The sequence below is a fragment of the Micromonospora sp. NPDC049201 genome, assembly GCF_055586805.1.
Window position 1 is genome coordinate 1 of record NZ_JBVJHM010000001.1, and the last position, 15,462, is coordinate 15,462.

Below are 15,462 nucleotides of genomic sequence, written 5' to 3' on the forward strand. Positions count from 1 at the left end.
TTGATGTGTCGGTTTTTGAGATGTGGGGGGCGTTGGCGCATGGGGCGTCGGTGGTGGTGGTGGGTCAGGAGGTGACGCGGTCGCCGGAGGATTTTCTGGATGTGTTGGTGGGTTCGGGGGTGACGGTGTTGTCGCAGACGCCGTCGGCGTTCCGGTCGTTGGTGTCGGCGGCGGCGGAGGGTGATGTGCGGGTGGGTGCGTTGGGGGTGCGGGTGGTGGTGTTCGCGGGGGAGCGGTTGGAGGTTGCGGAGTTGGTGCCGTGGGTGCGGGTGCATCCGTTGGCGCGGGTGGCGTTGGTGAACATGTACGGCATCACCGAGACCACCGTCCACACCACCTACCACCGGTTGACCGGCGACGACCTGGAGTCCGGCGCCGGCAACCCGATCGGGCGGCCGCTGAGCGACCTGCGTGTCCACCTGCTCGACGCGTACGGAGAACTCGTCCCGGTCGGGGTCACCGGTGAGATCTGTGTGGCAGGTCCGGGGGTGGCGCGTGGGTATCTGGGTCGGCCGGATCTGACGGCGCAGCGGTTCGTGCCGGATCCGTTCGGGTCGGGTGGGCGGTTGTATCGCTCGGGGGATCTGGCGCGGCGGCGTGCGGACGGGAGTCTGGATTTTGTGGGTCGGGCCGATGACCAGGTGAAGGTGCGTGGTTATCGGATCGAGTTGGGTGAGATCACGGTGGCGCTGTCCGGTTGTGTCGGTGTCCGGGACGCGGTGGTGTTGTTGCGGGGTGGCGGGGTGGAGGCCCGTCTGGTGGCCTATGTGGTGCCGGTGGCGGGTGCGCGGTTGGATGTGGCGTCGTTGCGGCAGGCGTTGGCGGTGTCGTTGCCGGAGTACATGGTGCCGGCGGCGTTCGTGGTGTTGGATCGGTTGCCGTTGACGGCGAACGGGAAGCTCGACAAGCGGGCGTTGCCGGAGCCGGACGGTCGGGCGTTCGGCCAGACCGGCTACGTGGCGCCGGAGAACGTGGTGCAGGAGCGGCTGTGCGCGGTGTGGGCCGATGTGCTCGGCGTGGACCGGGTCGGCATCCGGGACAGCTTCTTCGAACTCGGCGGCGACTCCATCCGCGCCGTAGCCGTCGCCGGCCGCCTCCGCGAGGACGGCCTCGCCGTCACCGCCCGGGACGTGCTCTCCGGCCGCACGGTGTCCGCCCTCGCCGAGCGGCTGACCGCGGGCGGCCACGCCACCGAAGCCGGCGTCGAGCCGTTCGCGCTGATCGGCGACGAGGACCGGACCAGGCTTCCGGCTGATGCGGCCGACGCCTACCCGCTCTCGCAGAACCAGCTCGGCATGCTGGTGGAGATGACGGCCTCGGCCGGGCCGCTCAACTACCACCGGGTCGCCACCGCGCGCATCCCGGCGACGGAACCGTTCTCGGCCGACGCGCTCCAGCGCACCGTGGACGAACTGGTCGCCCGGCACGACGTGCTGCGTACCTCGGTCGACCTGACCGGTTACACGGTTCCGCTACAGGTGGTGCACGCCGCCGCGGCGCTGCCGGTGCGGGTTGCCGACCTGCGTGGCGAATCGGCGGACGCATGCGAACGGGCACTGCGTGACGCGCTCGACGAGGAGAGCCGCACCCCGTTGCCGCACGAGTCCGCGCCCCTGCTGCGGATCCGGGTGCACCTGCTGCCCGGCGGCGAATGGACGCTCTTCATCACCCAGTCCCATCTGATCGTGGACGGGTGGACGTTCAGCCGGCTCCGTGCCGACCTGCTCGACACGTACCGGGCGATCCGCGCCGGGCAGGAGCCGCCGGAGCGGCCCCGGCCGGCGGTGCGCTTCGCCGACACCATCGCCGCCGAGGTGCGCGCGCTGGCCTCGCCGGCGGACCGCGAGTACTGGCGTCACCTGGTCACCGGGCGTGGGCCACTGGTGTTGCCGGCCGGACTGGGCGGCAGCGGAACCGGGTCCCACCGGTTCGACCTCGAGTTCGGCGACCTCGCCGGCCCGCTGCGGGAACTCGCTTCCCGGGCCGGCACGCCGATCAAGAGCGTGCTGCTGGCGGCGCACCTCGCCGTGCTGCGGCAGCTCAGCCCCGAGCGCCGGTTCCACACCGGACTGGTGGTGCACTGCCGCCCGGAGGCCGCGGGCGCCGAGCTGGTGTACGGCTCGCACCTCAACACGGTGCCGTTCCCGGTCGACCCGGCCGCCGCCGACTGGACGGACGAGGTGCGCCGCGCCTTCGACCGCGAGCTGGAGATGTGGCCGCACCGGAACTTCCCGATGCCGGCGATGCAGGTGGAACTCACCGACGGCGGGCGGCTGCTGCACACCTTCTTCAGCTACGAGGAATTCGGCACCCCCGCGGGCCGGCGCCCACCGACCACGGACGGCGGCGGCTTCAGCCGGAACGAGTTCCCGTACGCCGTGACCGCGAGCGACGAGCGCCTGGTCCTCCAGGCCGACGACGCGGTGCTCGACCGCGAGCACGGCGAGCGGGTGATCGCGATGTACCGGGCGGTGCTCGAGGCGATGGCCGCCGGCACCCGCGCCGACCGGGTGCACCTGCCCGCGGGCGAACGGGACTGGCTGCTCGCCCAGGGCACCGCGCCGGCCGGCCCCGCCGGGACCACCGCGCTCCACCAGATCGAGGAGCACGCGGCCCGGACGCCGCACGCCCCGGCCGTCGTCACCGACGACGGGCGCCTCAGCTTCGCCGAGCTGGACGCCCGCGCCGACCGGATCGGGCAGTACCTGCGCAGCCGTGGCGTCACGGCGGAGTCGCGCGTGGCGGTGCTGCTACGCCGCGGCCCCGACCTGGTCGCCACCATGCTCGGCGTGTGGAAGGCCGGCGGCGCGTACGTGCCGCTCGACCCGGCGAACCCGCCGCAGCGGCTGCGGGACCTGCTGCGTACCGCCGACCCCGAGGTGATCGTCTCGGAGGCGGCGCTCGCGGGGATCATCGCGGCGGACCCGGATCTCGCCAGCCGCGGCGTCCTGCTGGACGACGATGCCGCCGCCGTCGACAGCGCCCCCGCCGGCCGGCCGCCGCGGATGGACGACCCGGATCTGACCGCGTACGTCATCTTCACCTCCGGCTCGACGGGTGTGCCGAAGGGCGTGCAGATCAGCCACGGTGCGCTCGCCAACTACCTGCGCTGGGCGCGTCCGCAGTACCTCGGCGGCGGCCGGCGGGCGGGCAGCGCGCTGTTCTGCTCGATCTCCTTCGACGTGTCGGTGACCTCGCTGTTCATCGCGCTCTCCGACGGCCTGCCGGTGCACCTCGCGCCGCAGGACCTCGACCTGGGGCGGCTGGGTGAGTGGCTGCTGCGGCACGGGCCGTTCGACCTCGTCGACCTGACGCCCAGCCTGTTCGACCTGCTGGCCGGCCAGCTGACCGACGAGCAGTTCGAGGCGGTCACCGACCGGCTGTCGCTGGGCGGCGAGGCGTTCCGCGGCGCGGCGGCGGCGCGGCTGTACGGCGCGTTCGGCGACGGCCGGGTCATCAACTCGTACGGGCCGACCGAGGCGACCGTGGCGAGCACCGAGCACGTCCTGACCGGCTGGCGGGGCGGCGACACGGTCCCGATCGGCCGGCCGATGGCGGGGACCAGCGCGTACGTGCTCGACGAGCGGCTGGACCCGCTGCCGGTCGGCGTGCCGGGCGAACTGTTCCTGGGCGGCGAGTCGATCGCCCGCGGCTACCACGACCGTCCCGGACTGACCGCGGACCGCTTCGTCCCCGACCCGTTCGGCGCCCCCGGCACCCGGCTGTACCGCACCGGCGATCTCGCCACGGTGCTGCCGGACGGCACGCTCGAGCACCTCGGCCGCCTCGACGAGCAGGTCAAGGTGCGCGGCAACCGGGTCGAGCCGGGCGAGATCGAGTCGGTGCTCAGCGACCACCCGGAGGTGAACGAGGCGCGCGTGCTGCTGCGCGGCGACCGGCTCACCGCGTACCTGGTCCCGGCCGGCGAGCCGGTGAGCGGGCTGCACCTGCGGGAGTGGCTGGCTCGGCGGCTGCCGGAGTACATGGTGCCGTCCGCGTACGTCCCGGTTCCCGCCATCCCGCTCACCCACAACGGGAAGCTGGACCGGGCCGCGTTGCCCGACCCGGACGGCGGCGCGCTCGCGCACCGGCCGTACGTGCCACCGCGGTCGGCGGCCGAGCGGCGCATGGCCGAGCTGTGGTCGCAGGTCCTCGGCGTCGACCCGATCGGCCGCGACGACCGCTTCTTCGAGCTGGGCGGAAATTCGCTCGTCGTCTTCCGGCTCATCTCGGCGGCGGCTGCCGACGGACTGGCGCTCTCGCTGGTCCAGGTCTACGCCGACGACAGCCTGCGTGCCGTCGCCGCGACCGCGGAGCCGGTTCGGGCGGAGGTCGCGCCCGTCTCCGCCGCCTGGCACGACCCGCTCACCACACCGGAGGTTCCCGGCGTGAGCGTGGCGGTGCTGCGCGACGGCGAACTGGTCGACCTGCACGCCGAGGGCCTGCTGACGGCCGGACGGCCGGAGCCGGTGACCGCGGACACCCTGTTCCAGGCCGGCTCGTTGAGCAAGCACGTCACCGCGTTCGGGGTGCTGCGCCTGGCCGACCGCGGCGTGCTCGACCTCGACCGGCCGGTGCGCGAGTACCTTCGCGGCGACGTCCTGCCGCCGGACTCCCCGATCACGCTGCGGCACCTGCTCGCGCACCGGTCCGGCATCGCGCCGGCCCCGGCGCCGGGCTACCCGCGGGAGGGCGGGCTGCCCGCCGTGACCGACCTGCTCCGCGGGCCGGACTTCCGAGTCCACGGCTCGCCCGGCGACGCCTTCGAGAAGGCGAACGCGCACTACTGGGTGATCGAGCAGGTGCTCACCGACGTCACCGGCACGCCGCTCGCCGACCTGATGCGGGAGCTGGTGCTCGACCCCGTGGGCATGGCGGCCAGCGACTTCGGCCAGGAGTTCCCCGAACGGTACGCCGGTTCGGTCGCCACCGGGCACACCGCGGCCGGCCGGCCGCTCGACGGCGGCTGGCTGCGCTGGCCGGACATGGCCGCGGGTGGCCTGTGGACCACGGCGACCGACCTGGTCCGGCTGGCGCTGGAGATACGCCGCGCGCACCTGGGCCGCCCGCAGGCGCTGCTGTCCCGGCCGGCGGCCGGCGAGCTGCTGACCGTGCAGCATCCGGACAGCGCGTACGGCCTGGGCACGGTCGTCGACGAGAGCGCCACCGATCTCGGGTACGGCCACGGTGGCTCGGCCGACGGCTACCACGCGATCTCGCTGTGCCGGCTGAGGCGGGGTTCCGGGGTGGTCGTGCTGACCAACTCCGACGCCGGCGCCGCCGTGGCGAAGCGGCTCGTCGCGGGCGTGGACGGCGGGCAGTCGCGATGACCGCACTGACCGACACGCCCGTCGTGCCGCTGCGCCGCAACCGGGACTTCCTGGCCCTCTGGATCGGCGCCGGGCTGACCAGCCTGGGCGGCACCGTCGCCACCGTCGGCTTCCCGATGCTGCTGGTGTTCGCGGGCCGTTCGACCGTGGCGGCCGGCTGGACCGGGTTCGCCGGGCTGCTGCCCATGCTGCTGGTGCAGCTGCCGGCCGGGGTCATGGTCGACAGGTGGGACCGCCGCCGCACGATGATCTGGTGCAACGTGACCGCACTGGCCGCGGTCGGCGCCGTCGGCGTCGCGGTCGCCCTGGGCGCGCTCTGGTTGCCGCTGCTCATGGTGGCCGCCTTCGTCGAGGGCACCGCGGCGATCGTCTACCGGCTCGCCGAGCGGGCCGCGGTCAGCAACGTGGTGCCCGCGCCGCAGCTCAGCTCCGCGATGTCGCAGAACGAGGCGCGTACCCGCGCCGCCGGGCTGGTCGGGCAGCCGCTGAGCTCGTCGCTGTTCGTGCTGCTGCGCGCGGCGCCGTTCCTGTTCGCGGCGCTCAGCCACCTGCTCGCGCTGGGCAGTCTGCTGTTCGTCCGGGGCAGCTTCCAGCAGGAGCGCGCGAGCACCGCCCGCAACCTGCGCCGGGACCTGGCCGAGGGCATCTCCTGGGTGCTGCACCAGAGGTTTCTGCGCAGCGCGCTGGGCTTGGTGGCGGTGACGAACATCCTGTTCCAGATACTGTCGCTGGCGCTGCTGGTGATGGTGCGTGACGCCGGCAGCTCGCCTGCCGTGATCGGCGTGATCGGTGCCGTCTCCGGCATCTGTGGCGTGTTCGGCGCGTTGGCCGGGTCCGCCGTCAACCGCCGGCTGGACCTGGTCACCGTGCTGGTCTCGGTGCTGATCGCGTGGGCCGTGTTGATGTTCCTGATCTCGCTCGGCCCGCCGATCCCGCTGCTGGCGCTGCTCTTCGCGTCGACCACCATGCTGGGTGCGCTGCTCAACGTCGTGGCCGGCACCTACCAGCTGAGCATCACGCCGGATGCCCTACAGGGCCGGGTCGGCAGCGTGGCCGGGCTGCTCGGCTCCGGCGCCAACTCGCTCGGCGCGCTCGGGGCCGGCTTCCTGCTGGCCGCCGTGCCGACCGCGGCCGCGGTGGCGGGGATCAGCGGGGTGATGCTCGCCCTCGCGGTGGCCGCCGTACTCAGCCCCGCCGTGCGCAGCGCGCGCCAATCTCGAGGAGGCCCGGATGACGACCGTGGATGACCGCACGTCCGCGACGCGCGAATGGCTGCGGATATTCGACAGGCGGCCGGCCGCGACGCGACGGCTGATCTGCTTCCCGCACGCGGGCGGCACGGCCGCCGCGTTCCGGCCGCTGGCCCTGGCCGCCCCGCCGGACGTCGAGGTGGCGGCCGTGCAGTACCCCGGGCGGCAGGACCGGCTGGGTGCCGAGATGCCGGTCGGGATCGCCGCGCTCGCCGATCAGATCGTCGAGGCGATCGGGCCGGGCATCCGCCGCGACACCGCCCTGTTCGGTCACAGCATGGGCGCCATGGTCGCCTTCGAGGTGGCCCGCCGGCTACGCCCGCGGTTTCCGGCGCCGCTGGCGCGGCTCATCGTGTCGGCCTGCAAGGCGCCCTCCGACGTGGTGGCCCGCAAGCCGCTGCTGGACGACGAGGGCATCCGCGAGTTCGTCCGCGACCTGGGCGGCACCGGTGCGGTGGTGCTGGAGAACGAGGACGTCTGGCACCTGCTGCTGCCGACCCTGCGGGCCGACCTGCGGTCCATCCGCAGCTACGAGTACCGGCAGGGCCCGCCGCTCGGCTGCCCGATCGTCGCCGTCGCCGGTTCGCGGGACGAGTCCGCCACGGTCGAGGACATGCGGCGCTGGCGTGCGCACACGGTTTCCGGCTTCGCGGCGCGCAGCATGCCGGGTGGGCACTTCTACCTCAACGACCTGCCGCCGGAGCTGATCGAGCTGCTCACCCAGGCATGAGCCCGGGGAGCGCACGCGCGAATGGCGGTGTGCCCCACGGGCACACCGCCATCCGGCGGCGCCGCTCAGCTCGCCGTCTCCGCCATCCGGCGCCGCAGGCTCAGCGGGCGCATGTCGGTCCACACCTCGCCGATGTGCTTCAGGCACTCGTCACGGGTGCCCTCGACGCCGTCGCCGCGCCAGCCGGCGGGGACGTCCCGGTCGGCCGGCCAGATCGAGTACTGCTCCTCATCGTTGAGCACGACCTTGTACCGCTGGTTGTCTTCGCGTTCGTCGGCCACGACGCCTCCTTCACCGGACGGGTGTCATTGCTAGCGATCCTGCGGACCCGCCGATATTCCGCCTATACACCAGCTACGGACGGCCGGTCGGCGGCGCGGCGGCCACGGCTGGTGGCTGCCGTGATAGGCGGCATATAGCCGCAGTATCGGCGATCGACCGACGGTGGCGTGCACATGGCGACTGACGACTGTCGAGGGACGAATCATGTTTACGACGCTGCTGAAGTCGAAGATCCACCGCGCTACGGTGACCCAGGCCGACCTGCACTACGTCGGGTCACTGACCGTCGATCGCGACCTCATGGACGCGGCCGGCCTGGCCGCCGACGAGAAGGTGGACATCGTCGACGTCGACAACGGGAATCGGCTCTCGACGTACGTCATCGAGGGGGCGCGCGGCACCGGAATGATCGGTATCAACGGCGCCGCGGCACGGCTGATCAGCCCCGGCGACCTGGTGATCATCATCGCGTACGGGATGTACACCGAGGCCGAGGTGCGGACGGCACGGCCACGCGTGGTCTTCGTCGACGAGCGCAACCGGATCCGCCTCCTCGGTGACGACCCGGCCGAGGTTCCCGAAGATTCCGGGCTGTTCCGCGGCGACGTGGTCGACCCCGTCCACCAGCCGAGCTGAGGAGAGCACCGTGCCGTCGGTCACGCTGATCTGCCTGCCCTTCGCCGGGTCGGGCGCGTCATTCTTCAAGAAGTGGCAGTCCGCCGCGCCCGCCGACTGGCGGGTGCTGGCGGTCCAGTTGCCCGGCCGCGAGGAGCGGCTGGACGACGAGCCGCACACCACCGTCGCCGCCGCGGTCGACGAGGCGCACGCCTGGCTGCGTCCCCGGCTGGACGACGCCGGGCGAATCGTGATCTTCGGGCACAGCCTGGGCGCCGTCCTCGGGTACGAGCTGGCGCGGCGGATGTCCGCCGACGGCCCGATCGCCGGGCTGGTCGTCAGTGGATCGCCCGGCCCGGGCACCGTACGCGAGGATCCGGCCGCCGGCCTGGACGACGACGCGTTCCTGGCCGCCGTCCGCCGCCTGGCCGGCTACCGCCATCCGGCGATGGACGACCCGGAGATGCGCGAGATGATCCTGCCGATGCTGCGCGCGGACGTCGCGATGCACGAGGGCTACCGCCCGCCGCCGGGACCGCCGCTGCGGACGCCCGTGACGGCCGTGCGCGGCGACGGCGACGATCTGGTCACGCCGGCCGAGTGCGGCCAGTGGGCGGACACCACGACCGCCGCCTTCACCAGCGCCGAGCTGCCCGGCGGTCACATGTACCTGACCGAGCCCGGCGGCGAGCGCGCGCTGTTGCGGCTGATCGACGGCAGCCTGTTCGCCCGGCCGGGGTTGTCATGACCGCCGCGCCGACGACCGCCGACGACCTGACCGGCCGAACCGCGATGGTGACCGGGGCCGGGCGTGGCCTGGGCCGGGCCATCGCGGTGGCGCTGGCGGGCGCCGGCGCCGACCTGGTCCTGCTCGACGTCGCGCGGGACCTGCCCGGGGTGCCGTACCCGATGGCCTCGCCCAGCCAGTTGGAGCACACCGCCGCGCTCTGCCGCGACGCCGGCGCCGCGGTGCTGGCCCGGCAGGCCGACGTGCGGGACCTGCGCGCGGTCGAGGAGTCCGTCGACGCCGCCACGCAGCGGTTCGGCACGATCGACGTGCTGGTCAACAACGCGGGCATCGCCGCGCCGTCCGGCCGGGCGGTCCACGACATCGACGAAGAGCAGTGGGAGCTGATGCTCGACGTCGACCTCAGCGGCGCCTGGCGCACGATCCACGCCGTCGGTGGCCTGATGATGCGCAGGCGCTCCGGCAGCATCGTGAACGTCTCCTCCACCGCCGGCCTGGTCGGCTATCGCCACTTCGCCGGGTACGTCGCGGCCAAGCACGGCCTGATCGGACTGACCCGGGCCGCCGCGCTCGACTACGCGCCGTACCGGATGCGGGTGAACGCGGTGTGCCCCGGCTCGGTCCGCGACGACCCGCGGGTCGAGGGCCGGATGCTTGCCGAGATCGCGCGGTCGCTCGAGGTGCCGGTCGCCGAGCACGAGGAGACGTTCGTCCGTGACCAGCCGATGAACACCCTGATCGAGCCGGACGACGTGGCCGGTGCGGTGCTCTGGCTCGCCGGTGACGGCGCCCGCCAGGTCACCGGAAGCGTGCTGACCGTCGACGGCGGTTTCACGGCCCGCTGAGTGCGAGGGAGATTGACCGTGTTGTCCGGAAACCACGGCTGGTGCGTCGCCGCCCCAGGCGACCCGGCCGATCTCGAACGGCGTTTTCAGGAGGCGGCCACGGTCTGGTGGCCGGGCCCGCGAAGTCCGCGCCTGTGGGTCGACCACGTGCCCGCGCCCGTGGGATCGGATCTCGCCGACCGGCGGCGGCGGGCCGAGCTGGCGCACCCGGCCGATCCGCTGCGGGCCGTGCTGCTGACCTACCCGGGCGGTGCGGCCGAGCTGATCCTCGTGGCCGACCGTTCCGCGGTGGACGCGGCCTCGCTCGCGCTCGTCGCCGACGTCGTGCTCGGCCACCGCGGCGGGCCCGGGTCGCGCGCTGCCGCGCCCGCGCCGCTGCCCGCGCCCGGGGCGTCCCCGTTCGACTGGGCGGTGCCCGACCCCGCGGCGCGCGGGCGTACCGGGGTGGTACGCGTGCCGCTCGGCCCCGGACCGACCGACGGCCTGCTCGCCGACGCGGTCGCCGCCGTCCTCGCCCGCTACGACGACGAGCGCTGTCCCGCCGTCGCGACGCTGGGCCGGGCACCGCGGGCCCCCGGACCGTTCGTCACGGGCGGCGACCAGGGCCCGTACGCCGGGGTCCTGCTCGGCGAGTTCGACGCCCGGTACCGTCCCGGCCCGGCGGCGCCGTTCCCGCTCACCTTCCTCGTCCGGCGCGACGCCGACGAGCGCTTCCTGGAGCTGCATCATCAGGAGCACGCGGTGGACGGCGCGTCGGCCCGCCGGTTCGCCACCCACGTCGCCCGCGTGCATGCCCAACTGGGCGGCCCGGCCGCGGAGCCCGGCGACGTCGAGCTGCTCGACGCGCCCGAGCGCGCGCGGGTGGCGGCCCTCGGTGAGACGCCCGAGCCGCCCGGAGCGCGCGCCCATCTCGACGAGCTCTTCATGGCCCAGGTCGCGCTGCACCCGGAGGCGCCCGCGCTGACCTGCGACGGGCACACGCTGACGTACCGCGAGGTGGACCAGCGGGCCGGCCGGTTCGCCGCGGCGCTGCGGTCGGCGGGCGTACGGCCCGGCGACCGGGTGGGCATCTGCCTCGAGCGTTCGTCGCACCTGGTCGTCACCATGCTCGCGGCGGTCCGGGTGGGCGCCGTCTACGTCCCGATGGACCCCGCCTACCCACGGGCGCGGCTGGAGTACACCGTCCGGGACGCGGGCCTGGTCCTGATCGTCGCGGACGGGAGCGTGCTCGACGGACCCGGCCTCCCGCCGGTCCTGACCACCGCCGACCTGGCGGCGGGGGAGGCGGACGGGCTCGTCGGGCACCGGGACCACGGCGCGCCCGCGTACGTCATCTACACCTCGGGTTCCACCGGGCGTCCGAAGGGCGTGGTGGTCCCGCACGAGAACGTCACGGCGCTGGTCGCGGCCACCCGGGGGAACTTCGGGCTGGGAACGGCCGACGTGTGGACGTTCTTCCACTCCGGCGCGTTCGACTTCTCCGTCTGGGAGATCTGGGCCGCGCTGCTGACCGGCGGCCGGCTGGTCGTCGTGCCGTACTGGACGTCGCGTTCGGTGGAGGACTTCCACGCTCTGCTCGCCCAGGAACGGGTGACCGTCCTGAACCAGACGCCGTCGGCCTTCGCCCAGCTGGTCGCGGAGGACGCGCGGGCCGATCGGCGCCTCGCGGTCCGCCTGGTGATCTTCGGCGGTGAGCCGCTGGACGCGCGGCTGCTGCTGCGGTGGCACGACCGCTACCCCGAGCCGGCGTGCCGTGCGGTGAACATGTTCGGCATCACCGAGACGACGGTGCACGTCACCGAGCACACGGTGACCCGCGGCGACGCGCTGGCCGGGTCACGCTCGGTGGGGCGCGCACTGCCCGGCTGGTCGCTGCGGGTCATCGACGAGCGGGGCCGCTTGCAGCCGATCGGGGCGCCGGGCGAGATCTGCGTCGGCGGACGGGGAGTGGCGGCCGGCTATCTGGGCAAGCCCGCCCTGACGGCGCAGCGCTTCGTTCCCGATCCGTGGTCCGGCGGTCGGATGTACCGCAGCGGCGACCGTGGTCGGCTGCGCGCCGACGGCAGCCTGGAGCATCTGGGGCGGATCGACAGCCAGGTCAAGATCCGGGGTTTCCGGATCGAGCTGGACGAGATCCGGACGGTGCTGCTCGCCGACCCGGCCGTCACCGCGGCGGCCGTCGTGGTCGGTGGCGGCCGTCACGGCGACGCCGCCGAGCAGCGCCTGGACGCCTACGTCGTGCCGCGCGGGGAAGGCGTGGGGGGAGTCCGGGAGCGGGCGGCCCGGATGCTTCCGGAGTACATGGTGCCCGCGACGGTGACGGCGGTGGAGTCCCTGCCGCTGACCGTCAACGGCAAGCTGGACCGCGACCGGCTGCCGGCGCCCGCCGTCGGCCGACCGCCCGCGCCCGCGTCGACGCCTACGGTCGCTGCCGACGGGGGTCTGGCGGGGGCGATGGCCGCCGTCTGGCAGGACGTGCTCGGCGTGCCGGTGGACGGCTCGGACAACTTCTTCGAGCTGGGCGGCAACTCGCTGTACGCGGTCCGCATCGCGTCCCTCATGCGCGAGCGAGGGCTGCCACGGCTGCCGCTGAGGGAGCTGTACCGCCATCCGCGGCTCGATGAGCTGGCGGATCGCCTGGTGACCGCCGAATCCCCCTGACCGTCGGCAGATCGACGCCGAGAAATGTCAGGGTCAATCTCCGGGGCGTCGCTCTTGTAAACTCCGATCGGCATGTGCAAGTCTGGTTTTGCACATCACCAAGGCGGCGCCTGCCGTGATCGGACAGGAGGTGGAACGATGCTCGCGCACCTGACGCACCTGGCCGGATCGCCGTGGATCTACGTTCTCACCGCACTCGTGGTCACGGTCGACGGTATCTTCCCCGCCCTGCCGTCCGACTCGCTGACGATCTGCCTGAGCGCGCTCGCCGTCGCGGGCCAGCCGCACCCGGTCGGCCTGCTGGTGGCAGCCGCCGCCGGCTCGGTAGCGGCCGACTACCTGGCCTACCTGCTGGGCCGTAGCACGCTCGGGCGGCTCCGTCGGCGTCGCACCGGCGCCCTCGGTGCGGCGCTCGCCAGCGCGGAACGCGCGGTGGAGCGGCGTGGCGGCGTGGCGCTGCTGGTCGGCCACTTCCTGCCCGGTGGACGCACGGCCGCCACGCTGGCGGCCGGCTCGGTGGGGTTCCCGCTGCGCCGGTTCCTGCCGGTGAGCGTGCTCGCCGGCGTGCTGTGGTCGCTCTACATGAACGGCCTCGGACGTCTCGGCGGCATGGCCTTCGCCGATCGTCCCCTCATCGGTGCGATTCCGGGCATCGTCCTGGGGGCGGCGATCGCCGTCGTCCTCCAGGTCCGGGCCCGTCGTGCCGCCCGACGCGCCGCCGCCACAGCCGACCCCCCGCGGCTCGGTGTCGGCGCCCGGCGGAAGGTCGAGCGCCGGGAGCCGGTTGCCGTCTGACCTTTCGCCACGACGGCCCGGCGCGCTTCGGCGCGCCGGGCCGTCATCCTGTCCGGGATTCGCCCGGATAGCTGGAATATAGGCCGCCTATCAAGGCCCTTCGCGACAGTGGCGTCGGCGCGGATTCGCCGCGCGGCAGGCCACGATCCGTCCCGACCCCGGGACACGGATCCGATCCGAAGGGTGCCATGCGAATGGAAGACAACAGGCTCAGAAGTGTCGTCGTCCTCGGCGGCGGGACGGCCGGCTGGATGTCGGCCTCCTACCTCGGCCGGGCGCTCGGGCCGCACGTCCGGATCACGGTCGTCGAGGCGCCGTCCATCCCGAGCATCGGCGTGGGCGAGGCGACCGTGCCGAACCTGCACAAGACCTTCTTCGACTTCCTCGGTCTGGCCGAGGAGGACTGGATGCGGGAGTGCAACGCCAGCTTCAAGATGGGGATCAAATTCGTCAACTGGCGTACGCCCGGCGCCGGTTCCCCGAAGCCGCGGCAGCTCAACGGCTACAGCGACCACTTCTACCACCTGTTCGGGATCCTGCCGAACTCGGAGAACCTGCCGCTGTCGCACTACTGGGCGGCGAAGCGATTCGCTGGTGAGACGGACGAGCCGTTCGACTACGCCTGCTACCGCGAGTCGCCCGTGTTGGACGCCAACCTGGCTCCGCGGTTCGCCGACGGGACCAAGTGGACGAACTACGCCTGGCACTTCGACGCCAGCCTCGTCGCGGCGTTCCTACGACGGTTCGCCACCGAGAAGCAGGGTGCGATCCACATCGAGGACGAGATGGTCGACGCGGAGGTCGATCAGCGCGGCCACATCACCTCGCTGCGGCTGAAGTCGGGCCGGACCGTCGACGGCGACCTGTTCGTCGACTGCACCGGCTTCCGCAGCCTGCTGATCAACAAGGTGATGCGCGAGCCGTTCCTGGACATGAGCGACAACCTGCTGAACGACCGGGCGGTCGCCACGGCGGTGCCGCACGACGACGAGGCCGACGGCGTCGAGCCGTTCACCTCCTCGATCGCCATGCCGTCGGGTTGGGCGTGGAAGATTCCGATGCTGGGCCGCTTCGGCACCGGGTACGTCTACTCCAGCCGGTTCGCCGATCAGGACACCGCCACCCGGCAGTTCTGCGAGTTGTGGGGGCTGGACCCGGAGACGCAGCCGCTGAACCACATCAAGTTCCGGGTGGGCCGTAACCGCCGGGCCTGGGTCCGCAACGTGGTCAGCATCGGGCTCTCCTCGTGCTTTCTCGAGCCGCTGGAGTCGACAGGCATCTACTTCATCACCGCCGCGCTCTACCAGTTGGGCAAGTTCTTCCCCGACCGCAACTTCGACCCGGCGCTGCGGGATTCGTTCAACGACGAGATCGAGCACATGTTCGACGACTCGCGCGACTTCCTGCAGGCCCACTTCAGCCTCTCCCCGCGCCGGGACACCCCGTTCTGGCGGGCCTGCAAGGAACTGGTCCTGGCCGACGACATCAAGCGGAAGATCGCTCAGTACCGTGCCGGGCTGGCGATCAACATGCCGATCACCGACGAGTCGACCTACTACGCCAACTTCGAGGCGGAGTTCCGCAACTACTGGACCAACAGTAGTTACTACTGCGTCTTCGCGGGGCTCGACGTGCTTCCGGAGCACCCGCTGCCGGCGCTCACCTACCGCGACGGCGCGATGCAGCGGGCCGAACCCATCTTCGCCGAGATCAAGCGGAAGCAGCGCGAGCTGCTGGACACGCTGCCGAGCACGTACGAGTACCTGCGCCAGTTGCACGGCTGAGCCGCGGTGAGCGGTCCGCGCCGGGTCCGGTTGTTGCCTGGTTAGGCATGTGCTAAGTTTTTTATGCACATGCAGGAGGTCACGTGGAGCCCGCTACGGTGAACGGTGACGAACTCGTCGAAACGCTGGCGACGCTGGCAAACCCGCATCGCATGCGGGTCATAGGGGTGCTCGCGAAGCGGCGCAACTATGTCAGTCAGCTGGCCCGCGAGTTGGGCATCAGCCGGGCGTTGTTGCAGGTCCACCTGCGCAAGCTGGAGGCGGCGGGCCTTGTGGACTCGCAGCTCGAGTTCTCCGAGGACGGCAAGGCGATGAAGTTCTACGAGGTCCGTGACTTCGCGCTGACCCTGACGCCGGAAGCCATCGCGGACGCGGTGCGGACACTCACCAAATGACAGTCGCAGCGGTAAAAGGGGAATGCT

Annotated in this window: 11 protein-coding genes; 10 read left to right on the forward strand and 1 reads right to left on the reverse strand. The window is 72.6% G+C overall.

Going from position 1 to position 15,462, the window contains the following annotated elements:
* Positions 1 to 5: 5 nt before the first annotated feature.
* From ACZ6O5_RS00005 to ACZ6O5_RS00015, 3 genes are read left to right on the forward strand one after another with little or no spacing between them, the layout of a single operon-like run.
* Positions 6 to 5,330 (forward strand): amino acid adenylation domain-containing protein, encoded by a 5,325-nt coding sequence (locus ACZ6O5_RS00005; protein WP_465974305.1) that lies wholly within the window; start codon positions 6 to 8, stop codon positions 5,328 to 5,330.
* Positions 5,327 to 6,577 carry an MFS transporter gene (locus tag ACZ6O5_RS00010; RefSeq protein ID WP_465973549.1) on the forward strand — a complete coding sequence of 417 codons (1,251 nt, stop codon included), beginning with the start codon at positions 5,327 to 5,329 and terminating at the stop codon, positions 6,575 to 6,577. The genes ACZ6O5_RS00005 and ACZ6O5_RS00010 overlap by 4 nt, the downstream gene beginning before the upstream one ends.
* The gene (locus tag ACZ6O5_RS00015; RefSeq protein ID WP_465973551.1) at positions 6,561 to 7,310 is read left to right on the forward strand and encodes a thioesterase II family protein; all 750 of its coding nucleotides are present in this window, start codon (positions 6,561 to 6,563) and stop codon (positions 7,308 to 7,310) included. The genes ACZ6O5_RS00010 and ACZ6O5_RS00015 overlap by 17 nt, the downstream gene beginning before the upstream one ends.
* A gap of 65 nt (positions 7,311 to 7,375) precedes the next feature.
* Here ACZ6O5_RS00015 and ACZ6O5_RS00020 read toward each other — a convergent pair whose 3' ends face one another.
* Positions 7,376 to 7,591, reverse strand: a complete 216-nt coding sequence (locus tag ACZ6O5_RS00020) for an MbtH family protein (RefSeq protein WP_281939232.1) — start codon at positions 7,589 to 7,591, stop codon at positions 7,376 to 7,378.
* Between the two features lie 205 nt (positions 7,592 to 7,796).
* Between ACZ6O5_RS00020 and panD the strand changes: the two genes are divergently transcribed.
* The 7 genes from panD (at position 7,797) to ACZ6O5_RS00055 (ending at position 15,435) form a co-directional block, all read left to right on the forward strand.
* Positions 7,797 to 8,228: an aspartate 1-decarboxylase gene (gene panD / locus ACZ6O5_RS00025; protein ID WP_425791122.1), complete on the forward strand. Its 432-nt coding sequence runs from the start codon at positions 7,797 to 7,799 to the stop codon at positions 8,226 to 8,228.
* Positions 8,229 to 8,238: 10 nt separating this feature from the next.
* Complete coding sequence (locus ACZ6O5_RS00030; RefSeq protein ID WP_465973553.1) at positions 8,239 to 8,955, forward strand: thioesterase II family protein; 717 nt, start codon at positions 8,239 to 8,241, stop codon at positions 8,953 to 8,955.
* Complete coding sequence (locus ACZ6O5_RS00035) at positions 8,952 to 9,800, forward strand: SDR family oxidoreductase (RefSeq protein ID WP_465973555.1); 849 nt, start codon at positions 8,952 to 8,954, stop codon at positions 9,798 to 9,800. Before ACZ6O5_RS00030 ends, ACZ6O5_RS00035 begins: the two co-directional genes overlap by 4 nt.
* A 147-nt stretch (positions 9,801 to 9,947) precedes the next feature.
* Positions 9,948 to 12,461, forward strand: coding sequence for a non-ribosomal peptide synthetase (locus ACZ6O5_RS00040; protein WP_465973557.1), 2,514 nt, complete (start codon positions 9,948 to 9,950; stop codon positions 12,459 to 12,461).
* Positions 12,462 to 12,599: 138 nt separating this feature from the next.
* The gene (locus ACZ6O5_RS00045; RefSeq protein WP_465973559.1) at positions 12,600 to 13,256 is read left to right on the forward strand and encodes a DedA family protein; all 657 of its coding nucleotides are present in this window, start codon (positions 12,600 to 12,602) and stop codon (positions 13,254 to 13,256) included.
* Between the two features lie 194 nt (positions 13,257 to 13,450).
* Positions 13,451 to 15,040 (forward strand): tryptophan halogenase family protein, encoded by a 1,590-nt coding sequence (locus tag ACZ6O5_RS00050; protein WP_465973561.1) that lies wholly within the window; start codon positions 13,451 to 13,453, stop codon positions 15,038 to 15,040.
* An 83-nt stretch (positions 15,041 to 15,123) separates the two neighbouring features.
* Positions 15,124 to 15,435, forward strand: a complete 312-nt coding sequence (locus ACZ6O5_RS00055; protein WP_431930541.1) for an ArsR/SmtB family transcription factor — start codon at positions 15,124 to 15,126, stop codon at positions 15,433 to 15,435.
* Positions 15,436 to 15,462: the final 27 nt, after the last annotated feature.

What these genes read in the sequence shown, in the direction of transcription:
- ACZ6O5_RS00010 (WP_465973549.1), top strand. Translation starts at nt 5,327, where the DNA reads ATGACCGCACTGACCGACACGCCCGTCGTGCCGCTGCGCCGCAACCGG.
- ACZ6O5_RS00015 (WP_465973551.1), top strand. Translation starts at nt 6,561, where the DNA reads ATGACGACCGTGGATGACCGCACGTCCGCGACGCGCGAATGGCTGCGG.
- panD (WP_425791122.1), top strand. Translation starts at nt 7,797, where the DNA reads ATGTTTACGACGCTGCTGAAGTCGAAGATCCACCGCGCTACGGTGACC.
- ACZ6O5_RS00035 (WP_465973555.1), top strand. Translation starts at nt 8,952, where the DNA reads ATGACCGCCGCGCCGACGACCGCCGACGACCTGACCGGCCGAACCGCG.
- ACZ6O5_RS00045 (WP_465973559.1), top strand. Translation starts at nt 12,600, where the DNA reads ATGCTCGCGCACCTGACGCACCTGGCCGGATCGCCGTGGATCTACGTT.
- ACZ6O5_RS00050 (WP_465973561.1), top strand. Translation starts at nt 13,451, where the DNA reads ATGGAAGACAACAGGCTCAGAAGTGTCGTCGTCCTCGGCGGCGGGACG.